The organism is Azospirillum sp. FG154 (assembly GCF_057809575.1).
In genome coordinates, this window is the sequence record NZ_JBMDKF010000014.1 from 1 (window position 1) to 18,902 (window position 18,902).

Sequence of the window (18,902 nt, forward strand, 5' to 3'; positions counted from 1 at the left end):
TGGCATGACCATGCCGGAACATTTTATCCACGTCTCATATCTGGGGGGCGGTCCAACGCCCTGTCAAGTCCGGTGTATTGCCACATGCCAAAAACAATCAATAGTAATAAGATTTGCAACCTCACCACACCACGCGGGGCACCGAGGCGATTTTCAGCGGGCCGAGGAACAGGGAATGGTTCTGCACCGTCACCGGGGTGGTGAGGACCGGCGCGCCGCCGGGGCCGGTCGGTCGGGACAGCATGGTCAGGACGGTGCGCGCCATCGCCGCGTCGTTCGGGCGCATCATCGGCTTGACCGCGTTCAACGCGGCGGGCGCGCCGTGGATTTCCGCCGTCAGGGCGGCTTGCGGCTGAAGCTCCCCATCCAGCGCCAGCGTGCCGTTGAGCGCGATGGCCAACGGCCCCCAATCCAGCGCCAGCCGATCCAACCGCACGGTCCCGCCGTCGCGGCTCCAGGCCGACAGGCTGACCGGCTCGGGCTGGGGCAGGCGGCCCAGAACGCGGGCGGAGAGTTCGGCCCGCTTGACGTCGCGGCCCAGCGACGAGGGCGCGCTGTCGGGCAGGGTCATGCCGTTCGCGGTCACGCCGATGGTCAGGCCGGTGGCGGCGCTCGTGTCGGGCGGCGTGTTCGGCTGCGCGGCGTTGAGGTCGAGCGAGGCGATGGGCAGCGGCAGATTCAGCGCCTGGGCCGTCAGATCGCTGAAGCTCAGCCGCAGGTTCTCCAGCGTGCCGTTCATCGTCCACACGGCCTGTCCGCCGCCGCCGCCGCGCGCGGTCACATCCAGCGGCGGTTGCCCGGCCTGAACCAGCGTCACCCGCTGCTCGCCCGGCAGGCTCAAGGTCACATGCGTGACGTCCCAGGGCGCCGCCTCCGCCACCAGACGGGCGCCGCGCCATTCTGCGCCGCGCGTCGCCAGATGCGGCTGTTCCAGCGCCGCGCGCAGGGTGAAGGGGAAACCGTCCACCGACAGCCCGCCATGATCGGCTAAGCCGCCGTTGGCCCGCTGCTGGTCGATCCAGGCCAGAACCCCGCGTTCGACCGCGCGCGCGGCCTGCTGCCACCACAGCGCGTAGCCAAGCGGCGGCAAGGCGACGAGCACGGCCAAAATCACAATCAGGCGGGTGCGGAGCTTGGGAAAGCGCATCGGTGGCATGTCCGTTCCGTGTCGGTCCTGTTATAGCGACGACGGCCCCGCCATGCTAGGCTTGGGAACTTGTTTTGTCTGTGGTTTCTTTGCGTCCTCCGCCGTTTTGTTTGTCGGATCATGCCCCTTCACACGCAGGCGTCCCCGCCCGATTGGTCATTGGACATCACGCTGGCGCCCGGCGCCGATCTGTGGGTGTTCGCCTATGGGTCGCTGATGTGGAATCCCGGTTTTCCCTTCATCGAGCGCCATGTGGCGACTTTGAACGGCTATCACCGGCGCTTTTGCGTCGCCTCGCACCGCTATCGCGGCACGCCGGAGACTCCGGGGCTGGTGTTGGGCTTGGATCATGGCGGTTCCTGCCGGGGCATCGTCTTCCGCATCGCCGCCGCCGAGGTTCCCGCCGCTCTGGATTATCTGTGGGACCGCGAGATGACCAACCGCGTCTACCGCCCACTGATCCGCCGTTTGCGGTTGCGCGACGGCAAGGCGGTGGAGGCCTGCTGCTTCGTCGTCGACCGTCAGCATTATCAATATTGCGGCGGGTTGGACGAGGCGTCCGTCATTCAACGCATCGCCCGCTGCTGCGGCCAGCGCGGCCCGAACGTCGAGTATCTCGCCAACACCGTCACCCACCTTGACGCGCTGGGGATACCCGACGCGACGCTGCGGCGGATTTACGCCAGGGTGCGGCAAGCGACCGACTGAAACGACCGACTGACCGCGCTCAACCGCCGATCAAATCCCGTTCGGCGTTCATGATGGCGATCACCGCGTCCATCACCGCGCGCACCCGCGCCGACCGCCGCAGATCGCGGTGGACCAGCAGCCACAGCGCGCGCGGCTCCGGTTCGCTGTCGGTCGGAATCGCCACCAGCGCCGGGTCGCCGCGACCCAGAAAATGCGGGATGGCGGCGACCCCGGCGTCGGCCCGCGCGGCGGCGTGCAGGCTCGCCAGATCGTTGGCCCGGAAGGCGAAGGGCCGCCCGGCGGCGACGGCGCGCAGCCAGCGCTGTTGCGGCACATGGTCCATGCTGTCGTCGTAACCGATGAATTCCCAATCGGCGGGCGCGCGGCGGTCCCGATAGGCGGGCGTGGCGTAGAGGCCATAGCCCATCGCCCCCAACCGCCGGGCGACCAACCCGTCCTCCTCAGGCTCATCGAGGCGGATGGCGAGGTCGGCCTCCCGTCGGGTCAGGCTGACGCGGCGGGCGTCGCCGACCAGCTCGACCACCAGCTTGGGCAAGGTCTGGCGCAGGCGGGCCAGACGCAGGGCGAGGAAATGGCTGGCGAACACCGGCGGGGCCGACAGACGAACGGTTCCGGCGGGTTCCCCGGCCTGCCCGCGCGCGTGGCGCTCCAGCGCCAGAACGGCGTCCTCGACCCGCGCCGCCAGTTCGGCGATGTCCTCCCCCTCCGCCGTCGGGACATAGCCGCGCGGCAGACGGTCGAACAGCTTGACGCCCAATTCGCTTTCCAGCGCCGCGACCCGGCGGGCCACCGTGCTGTGATCCACGCCAAGGGCGCGGGCGCTGGCCGACAGGCTGCCGCCGCGCGCCAAGGCCAGCAACACGCGCACATCATCCCAATTGACGCCGCTCATCCGTGCAAAAATCCCCAGAAGATGGGTGATAATGCCGAATTTCTGGGGATGGGGCCACAGGGTAACGTCGCGGTCATCGCAACCAACCGCGTCACACGACGACAGGAGACGCCCCGATGATCCGTTCCATTCGCCTGAGCCAACCCGGCGGCCCCGAAGCCCTGCGCGCCGAGAACATTGATCTGCCGCCCGCCGGGCCGGGGGACTTGCGCATCCGTCATGCGGCGGCGGGCGTCAATTATGTGGACGTCTACCACCGCACCGGCCTGTACCCGCTGCCCGCCTTTCCCGCCGTGATCGGGGTGGAGGCCGCTGGCGTGGTGGAGGAGGTCGGGGCGGGCGTGTCCGGCTTCGCCGTCGGCGACCGCGTCGCCTGGGCCGGGCTGCCCGTCGGCGGCTACGCCGAAGCCCGGCTGCTGCCCGCCGAACGCGCCGTCCGCCTGCCCGACGGGGTGGCGGCGGTGACGGCGGCCTCGCTGCTGCTGCGCGGGATCACCGCGCACATGCTGCTGACCCGCGTTCGTCCGGTCGGGCCGGGCGACACGCTGCTGGTTCACGCGGCGGCGGGCGGGCTTGGGTTGGTGCTGACGCAATGGGCCAAGAGCCTGGGGGCCATGGTGATCGGCACGGTCGGCAGCCCGGACAAGGCCGACATCGCCCGCGCCCACGGCCTGGACCACGCGATCCTGCATCGCGAGGCGGATTTCGTCGCCGAAACCCGCGCGTTGACCGACGGGCGCGGCGTGGATCTGGTGGTGGACGGCATCGGCGGCGACACGCTGCGGCGCAGCCTGGACGCGGCGCGCGCCTTCGGCATGGTCGCCAGCGTCGGGCAGGCGGGTGGTCCCATTCCGGCGCTGGACGTCGCCGATCTCGGCCCGCGCCGCTCTCTCTGCCTGTCGCGGCCCAGCGTGTTCGGCTATATGGCCGATCTCGCCACCTATCAGACGGCGGCGGGCGCGGTCCTGGACCGGGTGGCGGCGGGCGCGTTGCGGGTCGGGCCGGTCGTCCAATTGCCGTTGGAGCAGGCGGCGGAGGCGCACCGCCTGTTGGAAGGGCGGGGCGCCGGCGGGGCGTTGGTGCTGACGCCGTAAGCCCGAGAACCCGCGCCGCTTGATCCGCATCAACGCCACAGCCCCCCGTTCTCCGTCATAAGGCGGGTTGACCGGGGGGCTTGCGCGCATGAAATACGTCGATGAATTCCGCGATCCGGCGCTGGCCCGCAGCGTCGCAGCCGCCATCGCGCGGGAGGCCGCGCCCGACCGCGCCTATCACCTGATGGAGTTTTGCGGCGGCCACACCCACGCGATTTCCCGCTACGGCATCCCCGATCTTTTGCCCGGCAACGTCCGCATGATCCATGGGCCGGGCTGCCCGGTCTGCGTTCTGCCAATTGGCCGGATCGACGACGCCATCGCGTTGGCCCGGCGGTCCGAGGTGATCTTGTGCGCCTATGGCGACGTGCTGCGCGTGCCGGGATCGGGGCGGGTCAGCCTGCTGAAGGCCAAGGCGCAGGGGGCCGACGTCCGCATGGTGGTGTCCCCCGCCGACGCGGCGCGCATAGCCGCCGACAATCCCGACCGTCAGGTGGTGTTCTTCGCCATTGGCTTCGAGACCACGACTCCGCCGACGGCGCTGGCGGTTCGGGCGGCGCGGGCGCGCGGACTGACCAATTTTTCCGTCTTCTGCAACCATGTCCTCACCCCGTCGGCCATCGAGGGGATCATGGCGGCGGCGCAGGGGCGGGCGGAGGATCTGCGGTTGGACGGCTTCGTCGGCCCGGCCCATGTCTCCGTCGTCATCGGCAGCCAAGCCTATGAGCCGGTCGCCGACCAGCATGGCAAGCCGGTGGTCATCGCCGGGTTCGAGCCGCTGGACGTGCTGCAATCCATCCTGATGCTGATCCGCCAGATCAACCAGGGGCGGGCCGAGGTGGAAAACCAATACACCCGCGCCGTCACCCGCAGCGGCAACGAGAAGGCGCAGGCCCTCGTCGCCGAAACCTTCGAGCCGCGCCTGTCCTTTGAATGGCGCGGGCTGGGGAGCATCCCGCGCAGCGGCCTGCGGCTGCGCGATTCCTTCGCCGCCTTTGACGCGGAGACGCGCTTTGGCGTCGAAAGCGCCAGCGTTCCCGATCACAAGGGCTGCGACTGCGGGGCCATCCTGCGCGGGGTGAAGCGGCCCAGCGACTGCAAGCTGTTCGGCGGCGTCTGCACCCCCGACAACCCGATGGGATCCTGCATGGTGTCCGCCGAGGGGGCGTGCGCGGCGCATTACACCTATGGGCGGTTCCGCGATTCCTAACCGCTGGGCGTCGCGGCGGCGGTCGGCGCGCTGGGCTTCACCACCCAATAGGTCGCCGCGACCGCGCCGCTTTGCGCGGCGGCGGCCCCGCAGGATTCGGCCACCGCGTAGATCCCCTCGGCATAGCGCGCCTTCAGCCGCTCCAACGCCGTTTTGGCGATCTGGTCCTTGGGCGTGCCGGACAGGCAGAACCAGGTTCCCGTCGCGTCCACGCCATAGGACCAGGCCAGATCCTTGGGCGGGGTCGGGCGGGCGCCGAAGCTGGGGAAGAGGGCGGCCTCCCACGTCTGCGCCGTCGGCGCGGTCAACCCGGCGGCCTGCCGGGCGCGGAAGGCGGAGTCCAGCGCCTGGAATCCGGCGTCGGCGGCGCTGCTGACTTTCACGCGGGCCTCGGTGTCCACCCCGATGTATTGGACGCCGCCCACCGTCACGGTCGCGAGCAGGCCGACCGCCACCACGGCGGAAATGAGGTTCATCGGAGGTTCCTAGGGGCGCAAGGCGGGGGCCGACGCGCCGACGCCCTGCGCCTCGCTGCCGAAGACCCGGCGGATTTCGGCGCCGGTGGTTTGCCCGGCGTGGAATTTGGCGATGGCGTCCTGCAACATCGTCGGCCAGCTCCGTTGCCCTTTGGCGGCGTTGACCACGCTGGCGGCCCCGTCGAAGCGGGCGCATTCGCTGACCACCGTCCGCCCGGCGTAACCGCTGTCGAAGCAGGACTCGCAGCCCGCGCCGTGGCAAACCGGGCAGACGGTGCGGATCAGCGATTGCACCATCACGCAGCGCAGCAGATTCTTGATGTCGTGCGCCGTCACGCCCAGATGGCGCAGCCGGTCGATGGCCCCAAGGATCGATCCGGTGTGCAGCGTGGTCAGCACCATATGGCCGGTGTCGGCGGCGCGCACGGCGATCTTGGCGGTCTCCTCGTCGCGCACCTCGCCCAGAACGATGACGTCGGGATCGGCCCGCATGAAGGAACGGACGACCTGGGCGAAATCCATGTTGACGGTCGGGTTGACGCTGACCTGCCCGGCGTAGGCGACGCGGTATTCCACCGGATCCTCGATGCTGTAGACCGCCTTGCCGATGCGGTCGATCTCGCGGATCGTCGCCGTCAGGGTGGTGGTCTTGCCCGACCCGGTCGGCCCGCAAATCAGGCACAGCCCGTGCCGCTGGTCCACAGCCCGGCGCCATTCGGCCACGCGGGTGATTCCCAACCCGTCCAGCACCGGCTGGATCCGTTCGGCGTCCAGCACGCGCAGCACCAGGATTTCGCCATCGACCGACGGCACGGTGGCGACGCGCAAATCGATGGAGCGCCCCCGGATCTCCAGATCGAAGCGGCCCTCCTGCGGCACCCGGCGTTCGGCCAGATCCATGGCGGCGCGGTCCTTGATCTGCGCGGTGATCGTCGCGTAATGGTCGAGCGCGCCCTCGTGCATCAGTTGGCGGACGCCGTTGACGCGGAAAAACACGCTGTAGGTCTTGCGGCGCGGCACGATGTGGATGTCCGACGCGCCAGCCTGCGCCGCCTGGGTCAGCAGGGTTTCGACGCCTTCGGGATCGCTCGTGTTTCCCTCGCCCCGGCGGACGCGGTCGAGGAAATCCTCGAAATGGTCGGGCACGAAGGCGACGAAGCGGACCCGCTTGCCGGGGTAATGCCGGGCGACGACGCGCGCGGCGATCATCTCCTCATGCAGGGTGGCGACATAGACGCTGTCCGCCGTTTCCCCGGTCACGATGATGGCGTGTTTTTCCAGCAGGCGCAGCGGCACCGGGGTGGCGGCCACCGGCTCCGGCGCGTGGGCGGCGGCCTCGTGGCGGGTTTGCGCCTCCATCAGATCGGCGCGGGCGACGAAGCCGTTGCGGACCAGGATCGACCCCAGCGGCTCCCCCGTCACCCGCTGTTCGGCCAGCGCCGCGTCGAGGATGGAGCGCGACACCAGCCCCCGGTCGAGCAGATAGGCCGCCAACTCCTCGCGCACGGCGGTCGGGGGATCCAACCTCATTGGCGGCATCCCCAATGGGAACGGTTGGTCAGCGACACGGCGAGCGGCGCGCTTCCGGCGGCGACATCGGCGGCGGAGCGGCGGGCGGTGGCCGGTTGGGCGAACAGCTCGCCATGGGCGCATTTGCCGCCCGGCGCGACCATGACCTGACTGGCCGAATCCGACGCCACCCGCGCTCCGCCAAGGTCGAGCACCCCCGCCGATCTGGGCCGCGCGCCGTTCAGGCCAACCGCCGTGGCGGTCATCTCCAGCGCGCCGTTTTCCAGCACGACGCCGAATTGCGTGTCGCTTTCGGCCCCGACGTCGGCGCTGTCCAGAATGGTTTGCCCGCCGCCCGAACGGATCGCCGCCATCGGCACGCCGCCGCGCCCGCGCACCCGCAAGCGGGGGCGTCGCCGTTCGCCGGAAAAGGTGACGGCGGCGCCCAGCGCGCTGACCACCCCCGTGCGACCGGTTCCGACCTGGGCCACCACGTCGGCGTCGCGGAACAGCGCCTCGCCCCCCGTCACCTGCACCCCGTCGCCGGTGTTCGAGGTCACGGTCAGACTGCCGGTGACGTCGAGTCGGGCGTGATAGCCCTTCAGCGCCGGGCCGTTGGCGACCGAAATCGCGTTGGTTCCGGCGAAGCTCAGCCGGGTTCCCGGCATGGCCTCCACCGGGGTGTCGAAGGCGACGTTCTCCACCCGAAGGTCGCTGGGCAGGCGAAAGGCCGCGCCGGGCGGAAGGCTGGTGATGACGACTCCGGCGGCCTCGCCCTGCAAGACCAGCCGCATCGACCGACCGCCGCCCGATCCACTGGCCAACTGGTCGAGCAGGGCGGCGGGAACCTCGTGCCGGCCAGGGGCGAGGCGCAGAACCATGCCGTTGGGCTGGGTCGCCTGCCACAGCCCCAACGCGGCGGTCAGCGACATGGCGTCGGCGGCGGTGGTGCCGCCGCCATCGCCGATTTGAGTCGGCGCGACGTGGCGGCGCACGGTGGCCGACGCGGCGACGGCGGCCAGATCGGCGGAGGATCCGCGCGTGACGCCCAGCGCCGATCCGGCAGGCAGGGCGAGCTGCCCGTCCTTCATCGTCAGCCCGGCGCAGTCCGGCATTGCGTCGGACCCAATGGCGGGCGCGACGACGGCGGCGATGATTCCGGCCTTGGCGATCTCCGCCGGGGCCGCCGGGGCGCTCAGGACGTAGCTGCGGGCGCCCGGCGCGCCGTCTTGCGGCCAGGGCGTGGTGACGATGCTGGGGGAGACCTGATCGGGGGCGGGGGCGAAGACGCAATAGCCATAGGGAACGCCCCAGGGCGTTTGCACGCCCGGCATCAGCCAGACGGGCAGTTCCGTCTTGCCGTCGGGCCGCTCCTTGGGCGCGGGGGCGTAGAGGGTGCCGTCGTTTTTCAGGGCGCGGAGGTTGGCCTCCACCAAGGCGGCCAGCTTGTGCATCTGCCCGGCGCTGCGCTGGGCCTGGGCGATGCGGTCGGAGGATTGCACCAGCGTGAAGGCGGTGTAGCCCGTCGTCGCCACCAGCGAAATCGCCATGATCGTGATGATGAGAAGGGAAACCATGGGCCGCCGTCTGTTGCCGCCGCCTGTCGCCGCCGTCATTGGTCGAACGCGGCGCTCACCCTAACCCGGAACGCGCCGACGTCGCCGCAAAAAACAAAGGACCGGCGGTGGGGCCGCCGGTCCAGCGTCGGGCGCTTTGTGAGGGGAAGCGCCCTGGGGGAGGGAATGACCCTGCGTCTTACATGTGCTTGAAATAGGCGACGTGCTTGCCGGTGTCGCCACCCACGGCGATGGTGTTGGCGGCGCCGCCCAGAATGATGGTGGCGGTGGTGGTGCCCAGCGGCACGCAGAAATAGCGGTAGACCGCGCCCAGCGCGTCCAGCTCGGCCTTGGTGGTGATGCCGCTGACGGCGACCGTCACGGCGTTGACCGTGATGTTGGCGAGGCCGGTGAAGCTGCTGGCGGTCGACGCGACATAGCCCGCCGACTTGGCGATTTCCAGGCAGGCGTTGGCGCCGGTGGTGGAGGTCAGGACGGTGTAGACGCCGGTGTTGGTGGTTTCGTTGCCCGCTGCGGTGGCGCCGCCGGTGCCGGTGCTGTCAATCACGTAACCGGCGGCGGTCGGGCCGGTGCCAAACGTGGTCGCGGTGTTGATGGCGGGCGGGTAGGACGACATGTAGGTCGGCGGCGTGGCGCTGGTCAGCACCGTGGAACTGGGCAGCGACGCGGTTGTGGTGTTGCCGTCGTTGCTCCACATCGTCCAGGCGGCGTCGATCTGCTCCATCGCGCTGAGCACCTGAACGGCCTGGGCCTTGGCGCTCATGTTGGTGAAGGCCGACCCGGTGTAGAACACCCCGGCGGCGGCCATGAAGCCGGAAATGGCGACCGCGACGACCACCGAAAGCAGGTTGAACATTCAGGCACTCCTTGTTGGGTCGTCACAGGGGGAACGCGTCTTGCCGCCGTCGGGCGTCCGCCGCGCTTTCCCTTCCGCGCCGCCATCCCGCAAGGGGGGCAGCACGGTTCGGACATGTCTTTGAACCGACTCAATGCCCAGAGTCGTTAATGCATTCTAAATTTCGCCTTTTGCGATTCTCAGTGACGACCGTCACAGGCCGGTCAAAACGCCGCCGCATGCTGTCATGCGGACGCGATAGGCCGCTGCGACTCTTCACCGCAGCGCGGTAAGACTTGACGGGTATACAGATGAATGGAGTGATGTTTCCGCCGTCAGGGCCAACCGCAGACGACAACCGTCGCGCAAGACGAAGGGGAGGAACGCAATGCCTTACAAACACATCCTGGTTCATCTGGACTCCAGCCCGCATGTGGGCGCCCGTCTGGACGCCGCCGTCGCGCTGGCGACCAAGCATGGCGCGTTTCTGCGCGGCCTGTTCGCCCAGGGCGACCGCAACGCCACCAGCATGATCGCCCGTCGTTCCAGCGACCATTTGACCGAGGCCGCCGTCAAGAGCGAGGCCCTGTTCAACGAGAAACTCGCGGCGTCGGGCCTGCGCGGCCAATGGCACGGATTGACCCATGGCGAGCACAATCATGTGATTCGCGAGGCGATCATCTGGTCGCGATTCGCCGACCTGACCATCCTTGGCCAATATGACCGCGACGTCGGATCGGACGGCGCGCCGGAAGAGTTGAACGAGCAGGTCGTGTTGAACTCGGGCCGTCCGGTTCTGGTGATTCCCTACGCCGGAAATTTCCCGGCGATCGGCAAGCGGGTCGCCGTGGCCTGGAACGCCGAGCGTGAAGCCGCCCGCGCCCTGTCCGATTCGCTGCCCTTCCTGGAAAAGGCGGACGAGGTGACGGTCATCACGGTGCTGACGCAAGCCGCGTCGGGCAACGCCGAATCGCCGCGCGTCGGTCTGCTCGATCATCTGGCGCTGCACGGGATCACCGCCGAACAGACGCATTTCACCGTGAGCGACATCGGCGCGATGGACGCGCTGTTGGCCCGCACCATGGACACCGGCGCCGATCTGCTGGTGATGGGCGCGCACGGCCATTACGGCTTCCCGTTCCTGCACCGGGGCAGCGGCACCCGCCATGTCCTGCGCACCTGCCCGGTGCCGCTGCTGCTGTCGCATTGATCGGTGGCGCATTGATCGGGCGCCCCTCTCCCGAAAAAGCGGGAGAGGGGAACCGCGCCGTTCAAATGCTGTAATTGTCGGCGATTTCCAGCCGCAGCTTTTCCACCTGATCGCGGAACACCGCGCCGTCGCGCCCGGCGTTGTTTTGCACGTCGCGCACCACCCGCGCCGGGGAACCGCCCAGCACGATGATGCGGTCGGCCAGATGCACCGCTTCTTCCAGATCATGGGTGACGAACAGGATGGTCTTGCCGGTTTCCCGGTGAATCCGCCGCAGCTCGTCCTGAAGATTGTTGCGGGTGATGGCGTCCAGCGCGCCGAACGGCTCGTCCATCAGCAGAATGTCGGGATCGACCGCCATGGCGCGGGCGATGCCGACGCGCTGGCGCTGGCCGCCCGACAGTTCATAGGGCCAGCGGCGGGCGTAGCCGTCCAACCGCACCAGCTTCAAAGCCTCTTCGGCCCGGCGCAGACGGTCGGCGCGGCTGACCGGCAGACCTTCCAGGCCAAGCTGAACATTCTTCACCACCCGGCGCCAGGGCAGCAGGCGGGCGTCCTGGAAGACCAGACCAACCGGGCGGTGGGCCGGGCGTTGGTCCTGGTGGATGACGACGTTGCCGCCGCGCGCCGTGTGCAGTCCGGCGACGACGCGCAGCAGCGTGGATTTGCCGACGCCCGACGGGCCGACGATGGCGACGAAGCTGCCGCGCTCCACCGACAGGCTGACGTCCACCAGAACCGGCGGCGCGTCGGCGCCGTAGCCGATGGAGACGCCGTCAAGATCAATCACCGCTGCCATGACAACACCCGCGACTGCACCCGCATGAACAGGAAATCCGACACGCCATAGAGCAGCGCGATCGTCACCATGTAGAGCACGACGATGTGCGTGGCCAAAAGACCCGACGCTTCCATCATCCGCATGCCCAAGCCGGAAATGCCGAAGAGTTCCGCCGCCACCACCGTCATCCAGCCTTGCCCCAGCCCGGCCCGCATGCCCGCCAGAATGCCCGGCAAGGCGCCGGGCAGGATGATCTTGAACAGGCGCGGGATCAACCCGCCCTGTCCAAAGGCGCGCCCCAGTTCGATCAAATCCTTGTCCACCCCACGCACGGCGGAATAGCTGGCGTAGTAGTTGATCCAGAAGACCGTCAAGGAGATCAGGAAGGACGCGGCGCCCTCGCTGACGCCGAACCAGATGATGGCGAAGGGGATCCAGGCGATGGCCGGGATCGGGCGCAGCATGCGCACGACCCAGGCCTGGAAGGCGTCCCAGATCGGCCACAGCGCCGCCGCCGTGCCGAAGCTGACGCCCAGGAACGTTCCCAACGACAGGCCGACCAGATAATGGGACAGGCTGGCGAGGACCATCTCCTGCCAGATGCCGCGCTGGAACTCGGCCAGGAAGGCGGCGGGAACCGCGCTTGGCGACGGAATCAGACGGGCGGGAACGACGCCGCTCTGCGCCACCACCTCCCAGCCCAGCAGGAAGGCCACGACGCCCAGCGCCGACAGGGCCAGGGAATGTTGGATCTTCATCGGTCGTCTTGCCGGTGGTTACTTGGCGACGGCGGCGTCATAGAAGCGGAAGTCAAAGGCCTCCGCCACGGGAATCACGCCATCGGCCGATCCGATTTCTTTGGCGAAGGCCATCATGTTCTCCACCGCCGGAACCACGCCGTGCGGATTGGCGACGAACTTCGACCCCGGCCCCCGGAAGGCGGTCTCCAGGGTCGCCGGTTCCATCAACCCCTTGCCCAAATAGTTGTTGACGATTTTCGAGGCGCGGGACGGATCCTTGTTGATGAGGTCCACCGCGCGCAGATGCGCCTTGACCAGCGCGTTGATCGCCTCGGGGTTCTTCTTCAGCACGTCGGCGCGGGCGGAGACCACGGTGCCGGGCTGGTCGGGGAACATTTGGGCGCCGGTCGCCAGCAGGGTGACGTTCGGGTCGATCTGCTGCGTCACCGTCACCGTCGGTTCGCGAATCGTCGCGGCGTCGAGCGCGCCCGCCAGCAAGGCCTGTTGGGTCTTCTCAATGCCCATCGACACCAACTCGACGTCGGCGGGATCGACCTTGACCACCTTGAACAGCCAATGCTTCAGCACGGTGTCGGGGACGGAGCCGGGCGGCTGGGTGCCGATCTTCGGCTTGCGGCCGGTGTCGGCGAAGAACTTCTTGAAGGTGTCCGGCGTCGGGTTGGCGCCCAGCGCCTTGGCGAAGGCGCCGCGCCCGGCGACGACCATCTCTTCAACCGCCGAATTGGCGATGACGGCGACGTCCACGCCCTTGGTGCGGGCGACCAGAACCGGGGCGACGCCCGCGTACAGCAGGTCGATTTGCCCGGCGGCCATCGCCTGGATGGCGTGCGGACCGGATTCAAACCGTGTCAACTTCAGGGTGATCCCGGCGTCCTTGGCCCAGCCTTCGCCATCCATGATGAACAGCGGCGACGCGGCGAGGATCGGGATGTAGCCGATCTCCAGCTTCACCGGATCGGCGGCGCGGGCGGCGCCGAAGGGCAGGGCGGCGACGGACGCGAAGGCGGCCATGGCGACGACGGCGGCGCGGCGGGTCAAGCGGAGCATCGGATCATCCTCGACAGAGTTCTGTTGTTATTTAGCACAGAATGTGGCGACAGGAAGATCGATTTCAACAGTTGTGTGGGAGGGAATTGGGGATTTCACAGATTTTTGTGTGGAGCGGTCGGTGAATTCCCCCTCCCTAACCCTCCCCCGCCGTGCGGCGGGAGAGGGAACTCCGCCGCACGCCGTCAAGGATCACGCCCCCTCTCCCGCTGTGAAGCGGGGGAGGGATGGGGAGGGGGCGACCGCGCCCACGCTCCCCACAAACATCAGATCACGTAGGTCAGCTCCTTGCCGGACTTCAGGCTGGATTTGCCCAGATTTTCATCCACGTAATCCAGCAACTGGGCCAAGGCCTCGCTGCGGTCGAGCTTGCCGGTGTCGATCAGCAGTTCCGGCGATTCCGGGGCCTCATAGGGGGCGGACACGCCGGTGAACTCGGCGATTTCGCCCGCCCGCGCCTTTTTGTAGAGGCCCTTGGGGTCGCGTTCCTCGCACACCGACAGGTCGGCGCCGACGTGGATTTCATGGAAACGGTCGCCGCCGATCACCCGCGCCCGCGCCCGGTCGGCCCGCAGCGGCGAAATCAGCGAGGCGATGACGACGACGCCCGCGTCGGCGAACAGCTTCGCCGTTTCGGCGACCCGGCGGATGTTTTCCGCCCGGTCGTCGGGCGAGAAGCCCAACCCGGCGTTCAGCCCGTTGCGGACGTTGTCGCCGTCCAGAACGAAGGTCTGCCAGCCCCGGTCGAACAGCGCGCGTTCCAGCGCCATCGCCAGGGTGGATTTTCCCGCCCCCGACAGGCCGGTCAACCACAGGACGCCGCCCTTGTGGCCGTTGGCCGCCGCGCGCTCGTCCAACGAGACGGTGTGCGTGACTTCGGTCAGGTTGTTGGCCGCCGCCGAATCCTCGGCCTCGATCACCAGGCAGCCGCCGACGACGTCGTTGCCGTCCAGCAGCACGCCGCGCCCGGTGCGCGGCAAATCCGCCGCCAGATCCACGGCGATGGGCGAGCGGGAGCGCACCACGACCTCGGCCACCTCGTTGCGGTGAACCGCCTTGCCCGGCGTGCTGGTCAAATCCTCCACATTGATGACCGCCGTCACCTGCTCCACCGTCACCCGGTGTTCGGCGGTGGCGATCTTCAGCGTGTAGGTCTTGCCCAGCGCCATCGGTTCCGACACCAGCCAGAACAGACGGACGCTCAGGCGATGGGTCAGGGTCGGGGCCGCGTCCTCATGGTGGGCGATGTGGCCGCGCTCGGCGAAGATGCGCTTGTCCAGCGTGACGCCGATGCTCTGGCCGGCTTGGGCCGACAGAACCGGGTTCGGGTTGTTCCACGCCTCGATGCTGACCACCGTGGCGCTGGCCCCGCCGGGGGCGAAACGCAGGGTGTCGCCGACCTTCAAACGTCCGCTTTCGACGCGGCCCGCCAGGATGCGGCGGTCGCCGGGCTTGTAGACGTCCTGAAGCGGGAAGCGCAGCGGCTGGTCGGGGGAGATTTGCTGTTGGCGGAAGCTGTCCAACTGCTCGATCACCGTCGGGCCGAGATACCAGGGGGCTTGGTCGGTGCGGGTGACGATGTTGTCGCCATGACGGGCCGAAATCGGGATCACCGCCTTCGGGAACAGGCCGAGTTCGGCCAGATACTCCTTGATCTCGTGGGCTACCGTCTCATAGCGGGCCTGCGAGAATTCCACGCGGTCCATCTTGTTGATGACCACGGAGACCTGACGGACGCCCAGCAGATGCAGCAGGAAGGCGTGGCGGCGCGATTGCTCCAGCGCGCCTTCCCCGGCGTCGATCACCAACAGGGCGGCGTCGGCCTGGGACGCACCCGTCACCATGTTCTTCAGAAACTCGGTGTGGCCCGGCGCGTCGATGATGACGTAGGGGCGCTGCTTGGTCTTGAAGTGGATTTGCGTGGTGTCGATGGTGATGCCCTGGTCGCGTTCAGCCTGGAGCGCGTCCATGACGAAGGCCCACTCGAACGGCATGCCGCGCTTGCGGCTCATCTCCTGAACCTGTTCGACCTTGCCGTCGGGCAGGCTGCCGGTGTCGTTCAGCAGGCGACCGATCAGGGTGGATTTGCCGTGGTCGACATGGCCGACAATGACGATGCGAAGCTGTGAATTCGGCATGTTACATGTACCCCACGCTGCGCAGGCGCTCGAAGCTGTCTTCGGATTCATTGTCCATCGCCCGCCCGGCCCGTTCCGGGATGCGGGTAATCATCAATTCCTCGATGATCTCATCAATGTTGGACGCGGTCGAATCCACCGGGAAGGTGATGTTCTTTTCCCCCAGCGAGCGGTAACGCTTGCCGTCGCGGGCGAAGTACAGCGGAACGATGGGAATCCCCTCGCGCTTGGAATAGCGCCAGATGTCCAATTCGGTCCAGGCCAGCAGAGGGTGGATGCGGACATGGACGCCTTCGGGGAAGCGCGTCTTGTAATGGTCCCAGAATTCGGCGGGCTGGTCCTTCACGTCCCAATCGCCTTCCAGCGAGCGGGGGGAGAAGACGCGCTCCTTCGCGCGGGTCGCCTGCTCGTCACGGCGGATGCCGACCATGATCCCCTGATAGGCGTCGCCGCGCAGCAGGTTTTTCAGCCCTTCCGTCTTGCGCGCGGCGGCGCGGGTCAATGGCGGCAGGGTCTGGTCCATCTCCTCTTCCGGCGGGCACTGCTCGACGATCAGGTTGAGGTCCCATTCCTTGTGGATGCGGTCGCGGAATTCATAGACTTCCGGCAACTCCATCGCGGTGTCGAGCTGAACGACGGGGAAGGGGATGCGCCCGAAAAACGCTTTGCGGCAGAGCCAGAGCAGGACGTTGCTGTCCTTGCCGATCGACCACAACAGCGCAAGCTTGTCGATGCGGTTGTAGGCCTCGCGAAGAATGTAAATGCTCTGGTTCTCAAGCTGGTCGAGATCGGCGCTCATCGGGCGGTTCCAATCATGGTCATGTGTATGCCGCATTCGGTTTTGTCGGTCCCGGCCCAACGGCCGGAACGCAGGTCGGCGCCGGGCGCCACGCGCTCGGTGCAGGTGTAGCAGCCGATGGACAGGAACCCGTCGGCTTCCAGCGGGTGGCGCGGCAGATCGCGCCGGATGAACTCCTCCTCCAGCCGCGCCTTGTCCCAGGCGGCCAGCGGGTTGACCTTGATCTTGTCCCCGTCCGCCTCGAACAACGGCAGGGCGGCGCGGGTCGCGGCCTGAAAGCGTTTGCGCCCGGTGATCCAGCCGTCGAACCCGGCAAGGGCGCGGTCGAGCGGGATGGTCTTGCGCAGATGGCAACAGGCGTCGTGGTTTTTGGAGAACAGCAGGCCGTTCGGGTCGCCGGTCGCCAGATCCTCCGCCGTCGGCCCCACCTCGCGCAGGTTGGTCAGGCCAAGCTGTTTCACCAACTGGTCGCGGTAACGCAGCGTCTCGCCGAACAGCTTGCCGGTGTTCACCAGGATCACTGGGAAATCCGCCGTCGCTTCCGCCGCCAAAGCCAACAGAACGGCGGACTCCGCGCCAAACGATGACACCAGAGCGATTCGACCGTTCAAAGCTTGATGAATGGCGGCCAGCAGCGCGGCGCCCTCCAGCTTGCCGTAACGTTCGGTCAGATCTTTGACGCGTGTCGCCGTGTCCATGGAGGATCAACCTTCTGGTCGTTTAATTCTCTACTTTTAAAGTAGATTGAAGTGTCTGATTTGCACATTAACACCAGCATATGACGGGTGCAACGCAAATACATTATCTAGTTGTTTAATAGGATTGTGATGTTTGTGTGAAATATGTTGATTGTCTCCCGGTTCGGCGGCTAAATACCAACATGGGCCAGAACGCCGCAAAATTTTGTGTAGTTTTCAACGCCGCGCAGGCGGGGGGGCGCTGATGATTCCGGTGGCTCTCGATCCCGCGCGGGTGCCCATCGCCTTGGCTGGAAACGGCCCGTTGGCGGTGCGGCGGCTCAGCCAATTGCGCGAGGGCGGCGGCGATCCGGTGGTGTATTCGCCCGAACCGGACGCGGAGTTCGCCGCGCTGGCGGGGGACAAGCTGGTCCGCGCCTTGCCCTTCACGGATGATCTCGACGCCGTGCGGGTCCTGTTCGTCATGGGGTTGGAGCCTGCGGTGGAAAAATCCTTGGCGGAACTGGCGCGCTCGCGCGGCGTTCTGGTCAATGTGGAAGACGTCATCCCCTTGTGTGATTTTCATTCCCCGTCCGTCGTGCGACGCGGCGACCTGCTGCTGACCGTTTCGACCAGCGGGCGCAGCCCGACCTTGGCCAGTCTGGTCCGGCAACGGTTGGAAACCCTGTTCCCGGAAAGCTGGGGCGACCGGCTGCGCGCCATCGCGGCGTTGCGCGACCGGCTGCGGGGCGAGGGCGCGTCCATGTCCACCGTCGCCAAGGCGACCAAGGACCTCATTGCGCGGGAAGGATGGCTGCCATGATCCAAACGCGGGGCGTCACTCTTCCAGCCTTCACGCCCGGCGCCGTCTGGCTGGCGGGCGCCGGTCCCGGCGATCCCGGCCTGTTGACCCTGCTGGCCGCCAAGGCGCTGGCCGAGGCCGACGTCATTGTCCATGACGCGCTTGTGGAGTCCGCCATCCTGGAGCTTGCCAACCCGGCGGCGCGGATGATCGATCTTGGCAAACGGGCCGGGCGACCGTCGCCCACCCAAGAAGCAATCAATGACACGTTGGTGATGCTGGCCCGCCAGGGCCTGCGGGTGCTGCGGCTGAAGGGCGGCGACCCGTTCGTCTTCGGGCGCGGCGGCGAGGAATGTCTGGCGCTGGCCGAGGCAAAAATAACTTTTCGCGTCGTGCCGGGCGTCACCGCCGGAATCGGCGGGTTGGCCTACGCCGGAATCCCGGTGACGCATCGCGGGCTGGCGACCACCGCCACCTTCGTCACCGGCCATGACAAATCCGGCGCGCTGCCGGACAATTTGGATTTTACGGTGCTGGCCAAGCTGCCCGGCGCGCTGGTGTTCTACATGGCGCTCGGCACGCTGGACGAGATCGCGCGCCGCCTGATCGCGGCGGGCAAGCCGCCGATGACGCCGGTCGCCATCGTTTCCAGCGCCACCACCGCCGCGCAAACGGTGGTGGAGAGCAACCTTGCCCATTGCGGCGAAGACCTCATCCGGCTACAGCCCAAGCGCCCGGCCATCGTCGTGGTTGGCGAGGTGGCGCGGCTGCGCGGCTGGATGACCCAGTTTCAGCAAACGACCATGGCGCCCGCCCCCTTGTCCGCGCCATTGTCCGCCTTATCCGCCTGAATGTTGCCGCCGAACGTTTTTGAGAAGCGAGGAGAGCCAGACATGCCGTCCCCTGATGGAACGCTGCACGCCATCACCGCCAACCGCCTGCGGGACGGCGTCGTCGTCTTTCTCGGCGCCGCCGGGGCTTGGGTGGAGTCCTTCGCCGACGCCGCCCTGCTGACCGAGGCCGAGGCCACGACGGCGCTCACCGCCGCCAAGGCGCAGGCTGAGCGCGACCAGTTCGGCGTCGATCTCTACGCCTTTGAGGTGGAGAGCGAAAATGGCGCGGCGCAGCCGGTGAAGATGCGCGAACGCATCCGCACGCTCGGCCCGTCGGTCCGCCTTGATCTTGGCAAGCAGGCGGCGGCCTGATCCCGCCCGTCGCGCCTTTGCCCGCCCCCCT

The 18,902-nt window shown here is 67.8% G+C and carries 19 protein-coding genes; 7 read left to right on the forward strand and 12 right to left on the reverse strand.

The window, feature by feature from the left end:
- Positions 1 to 121 precede the first annotated feature (121 nt).
- Positions 122 to 1,156: a DUF2125 domain-containing protein gene (locus ACODS4_RS16545; protein ID WP_488865535.1), complete on the reverse strand. Its 1,035-nt coding sequence runs from the start codon at positions 1,154 to 1,156 to the stop codon at positions 122 to 124.
- Between the two features lie 111 nt (positions 1,157 to 1,267).
- Between ACODS4_RS16545 and ACODS4_RS16550 the strand changes: the two genes are divergently transcribed.
- Entirely contained in the window at positions 1,268 to 1,855 is a 588-nt protein-coding gene (locus tag ACODS4_RS16550; RefSeq protein WP_488865537.1) for a gamma-glutamylcyclotransferase, read from the forward strand.
- Positions 1,856 to 1,874: 19 nt separating this feature from the next.
- Here ACODS4_RS16550 and ACODS4_RS16555 read toward each other — a convergent pair whose 3' ends face one another.
- Positions 1,875 to 2,750, reverse strand: a complete 876-nt coding sequence (locus tag ACODS4_RS16555) for a LysR family transcriptional regulator (RefSeq protein WP_488865539.1) — start codon at positions 2,748 to 2,750, stop codon at positions 1,875 to 1,877.
- Positions 2,751 to 2,866: 116 nt separating this feature from the next.
- On the opposite strand from ACODS4_RS16555, the gene ACODS4_RS16560 reads away from it, so the two are divergent.
- Both ACODS4_RS16560 and hypD read left to right on the forward strand, forming a co-directional pair.
- Complete coding sequence (locus tag ACODS4_RS16560) at positions 2,867 to 3,844, forward strand: quinone oxidoreductase family protein (protein WP_488865541.1); 978 nt, start codon at positions 2,867 to 2,869, stop codon at positions 3,842 to 3,844.
- Between the two features lie 88 nt (positions 3,845 to 3,932).
- Entirely contained in the window at positions 3,933 to 5,054 is a 1,122-nt protein-coding gene (gene hypD / locus ACODS4_RS16565) for a hydrogenase formation protein HypD (protein ID WP_488865543.1), read from the forward strand.
- Here the strand turns inward: hypD and ACODS4_RS16570 are convergent.
- From ACODS4_RS16570 to ACODS4_RS16585, 4 genes are all read right to left on the reverse strand, one after another.
- Positions 5,051 to 5,530 (reverse strand): hypothetical protein, encoded by a 480-nt coding sequence (locus tag ACODS4_RS16570; RefSeq protein ID WP_488865545.1) that lies wholly within the window; start codon positions 5,528 to 5,530, stop codon positions 5,051 to 5,053. The two genes, hypD and ACODS4_RS16570, sit on opposite strands and share 4 nt — an antisense overlap.
- A gap of 9 nt (positions 5,531 to 5,539) precedes the next feature.
- Positions 5,540 to 7,060, reverse strand: coding sequence for a GspE/PulE family protein (locus tag ACODS4_RS16575; RefSeq protein WP_488865547.1), 1,521 nt, complete (start codon positions 7,058 to 7,060; stop codon positions 5,540 to 5,542).
- A complete protein-coding gene (locus tag ACODS4_RS16580) occupies positions 7,057 to 8,616 on the reverse strand; it encodes a hypothetical protein (protein ID WP_488865549.1) in 1,560 nt (519 codons plus the stop codon). Before ACODS4_RS16580 ends, ACODS4_RS16575 begins: the two co-directional genes overlap by 4 nt.
- A gap of 178 nt (positions 8,617 to 8,794) precedes the next feature.
- Positions 8,795 to 9,472, reverse strand: a complete 678-nt coding sequence (locus ACODS4_RS16585) for a hypothetical protein (RefSeq protein ID WP_488865551.1) — start codon at positions 9,470 to 9,472, stop codon at positions 8,795 to 8,797.
- 367 nt (positions 9,473 to 9,839) lie between these two features.
- On the opposite strand from ACODS4_RS16585, the gene ACODS4_RS16590 reads away from it, so the two are divergent.
- A complete protein-coding gene (locus ACODS4_RS16590) occupies positions 9,840 to 10,661 on the forward strand; it encodes a universal stress protein (protein ID WP_488865553.1) in 822 nt (273 codons plus the stop codon).
- Positions 10,662 to 10,722: 61 nt separating this feature from the next.
- Here the strand turns inward: ACODS4_RS16590 and ACODS4_RS16595 are convergent, their stop codons facing one another.
- The 6 genes from ACODS4_RS16595 to ACODS4_RS16620 form a co-directional block, all read right to left on the reverse strand.
- Positions 10,723 to 11,460, reverse strand: coding sequence for an ABC transporter ATP-binding protein (locus tag ACODS4_RS16595; RefSeq protein ID WP_488865555.1), 738 nt, complete (start codon positions 11,458 to 11,460; stop codon positions 10,723 to 10,725).
- The gene (locus ACODS4_RS16600; protein WP_488865557.1) at positions 11,448 to 12,200 is read right to left on the reverse strand and encodes an ABC transporter permease; all 753 of its coding nucleotides are present in this window, start codon (positions 12,198 to 12,200) and stop codon (positions 11,448 to 11,450) included. The genes ACODS4_RS16595 and ACODS4_RS16600 overlap by 13 nt, the downstream gene beginning before the upstream one ends.
- An 18-nt stretch (positions 12,201 to 12,218) precedes the next feature.
- The gene (locus ACODS4_RS16605) at positions 12,219 to 13,250 is read right to left on the reverse strand and encodes an ABC transporter substrate-binding protein (protein ID WP_488865559.1); all 1,032 of its coding nucleotides are present in this window, start codon (positions 13,248 to 13,250) and stop codon (positions 12,219 to 12,221) included.
- Positions 13,251 to 13,516: 266 nt separating this feature from the next.
- Positions 13,517 to 15,388, reverse strand: coding sequence for an adenylyl-sulfate kinase (gene cysC / locus ACODS4_RS16610; protein WP_488865561.1), 1,872 nt, complete (start codon positions 15,386 to 15,388; stop codon positions 13,517 to 13,519).
- Between the two features lies 1 nt (position 15,389).
- The gene (gene cysD / locus ACODS4_RS16615; protein WP_298366103.1) at positions 15,390 to 16,187 is read right to left on the reverse strand and encodes a sulfate adenylyltransferase subunit CysD; all 798 of its coding nucleotides are present in this window, start codon (positions 16,185 to 16,187) and stop codon (positions 15,390 to 15,392) included.
- Positions 16,184 to 16,885, reverse strand: coding sequence for a phosphoadenylyl-sulfate reductase (locus ACODS4_RS16620; protein ID WP_488865563.1), 702 nt, complete (start codon positions 16,883 to 16,885; stop codon positions 16,184 to 16,186). The genes cysD and ACODS4_RS16620 overlap by 4 nt, the downstream gene beginning before the upstream one ends.
- A gap of 244 nt (positions 16,886 to 17,129) precedes the next feature.
- On the opposite strand from ACODS4_RS16620, the gene ACODS4_RS16625 reads away from it, so the two are divergent.
- From ACODS4_RS16625 to ACODS4_RS16635, 3 genes are read left to right on the forward strand one after another with little or no spacing between them, the layout of a single operon-like run.
- A complete protein-coding gene (locus tag ACODS4_RS16625; RefSeq protein ID WP_488865565.1) occupies positions 17,130 to 17,687 on the forward strand; it encodes a precorrin-2 dehydrogenase/sirohydrochlorin ferrochelatase family protein in 558 nt (185 codons plus the stop codon).
- Positions 17,684 to 18,517, forward strand: coding sequence for a uroporphyrinogen-III C-methyltransferase (gene cobA, locus ACODS4_RS16630; protein WP_488865567.1), 834 nt, complete (start codon positions 17,684 to 17,686; stop codon positions 18,515 to 18,517). Before ACODS4_RS16625 ends, cobA begins: the two co-directional genes overlap by 4 nt.
- A gap of 42 nt (positions 18,518 to 18,559) precedes the next feature.
- The gene (locus ACODS4_RS16635; RefSeq protein ID WP_488865569.1) at positions 18,560 to 18,871 is read left to right on the forward strand and encodes a DUF2849 domain-containing protein; all 312 of its coding nucleotides are present in this window, start codon (positions 18,560 to 18,562) and stop codon (positions 18,869 to 18,871) included.
- Positions 18,872 to 18,902 lie beyond the last annotated feature (31 nt).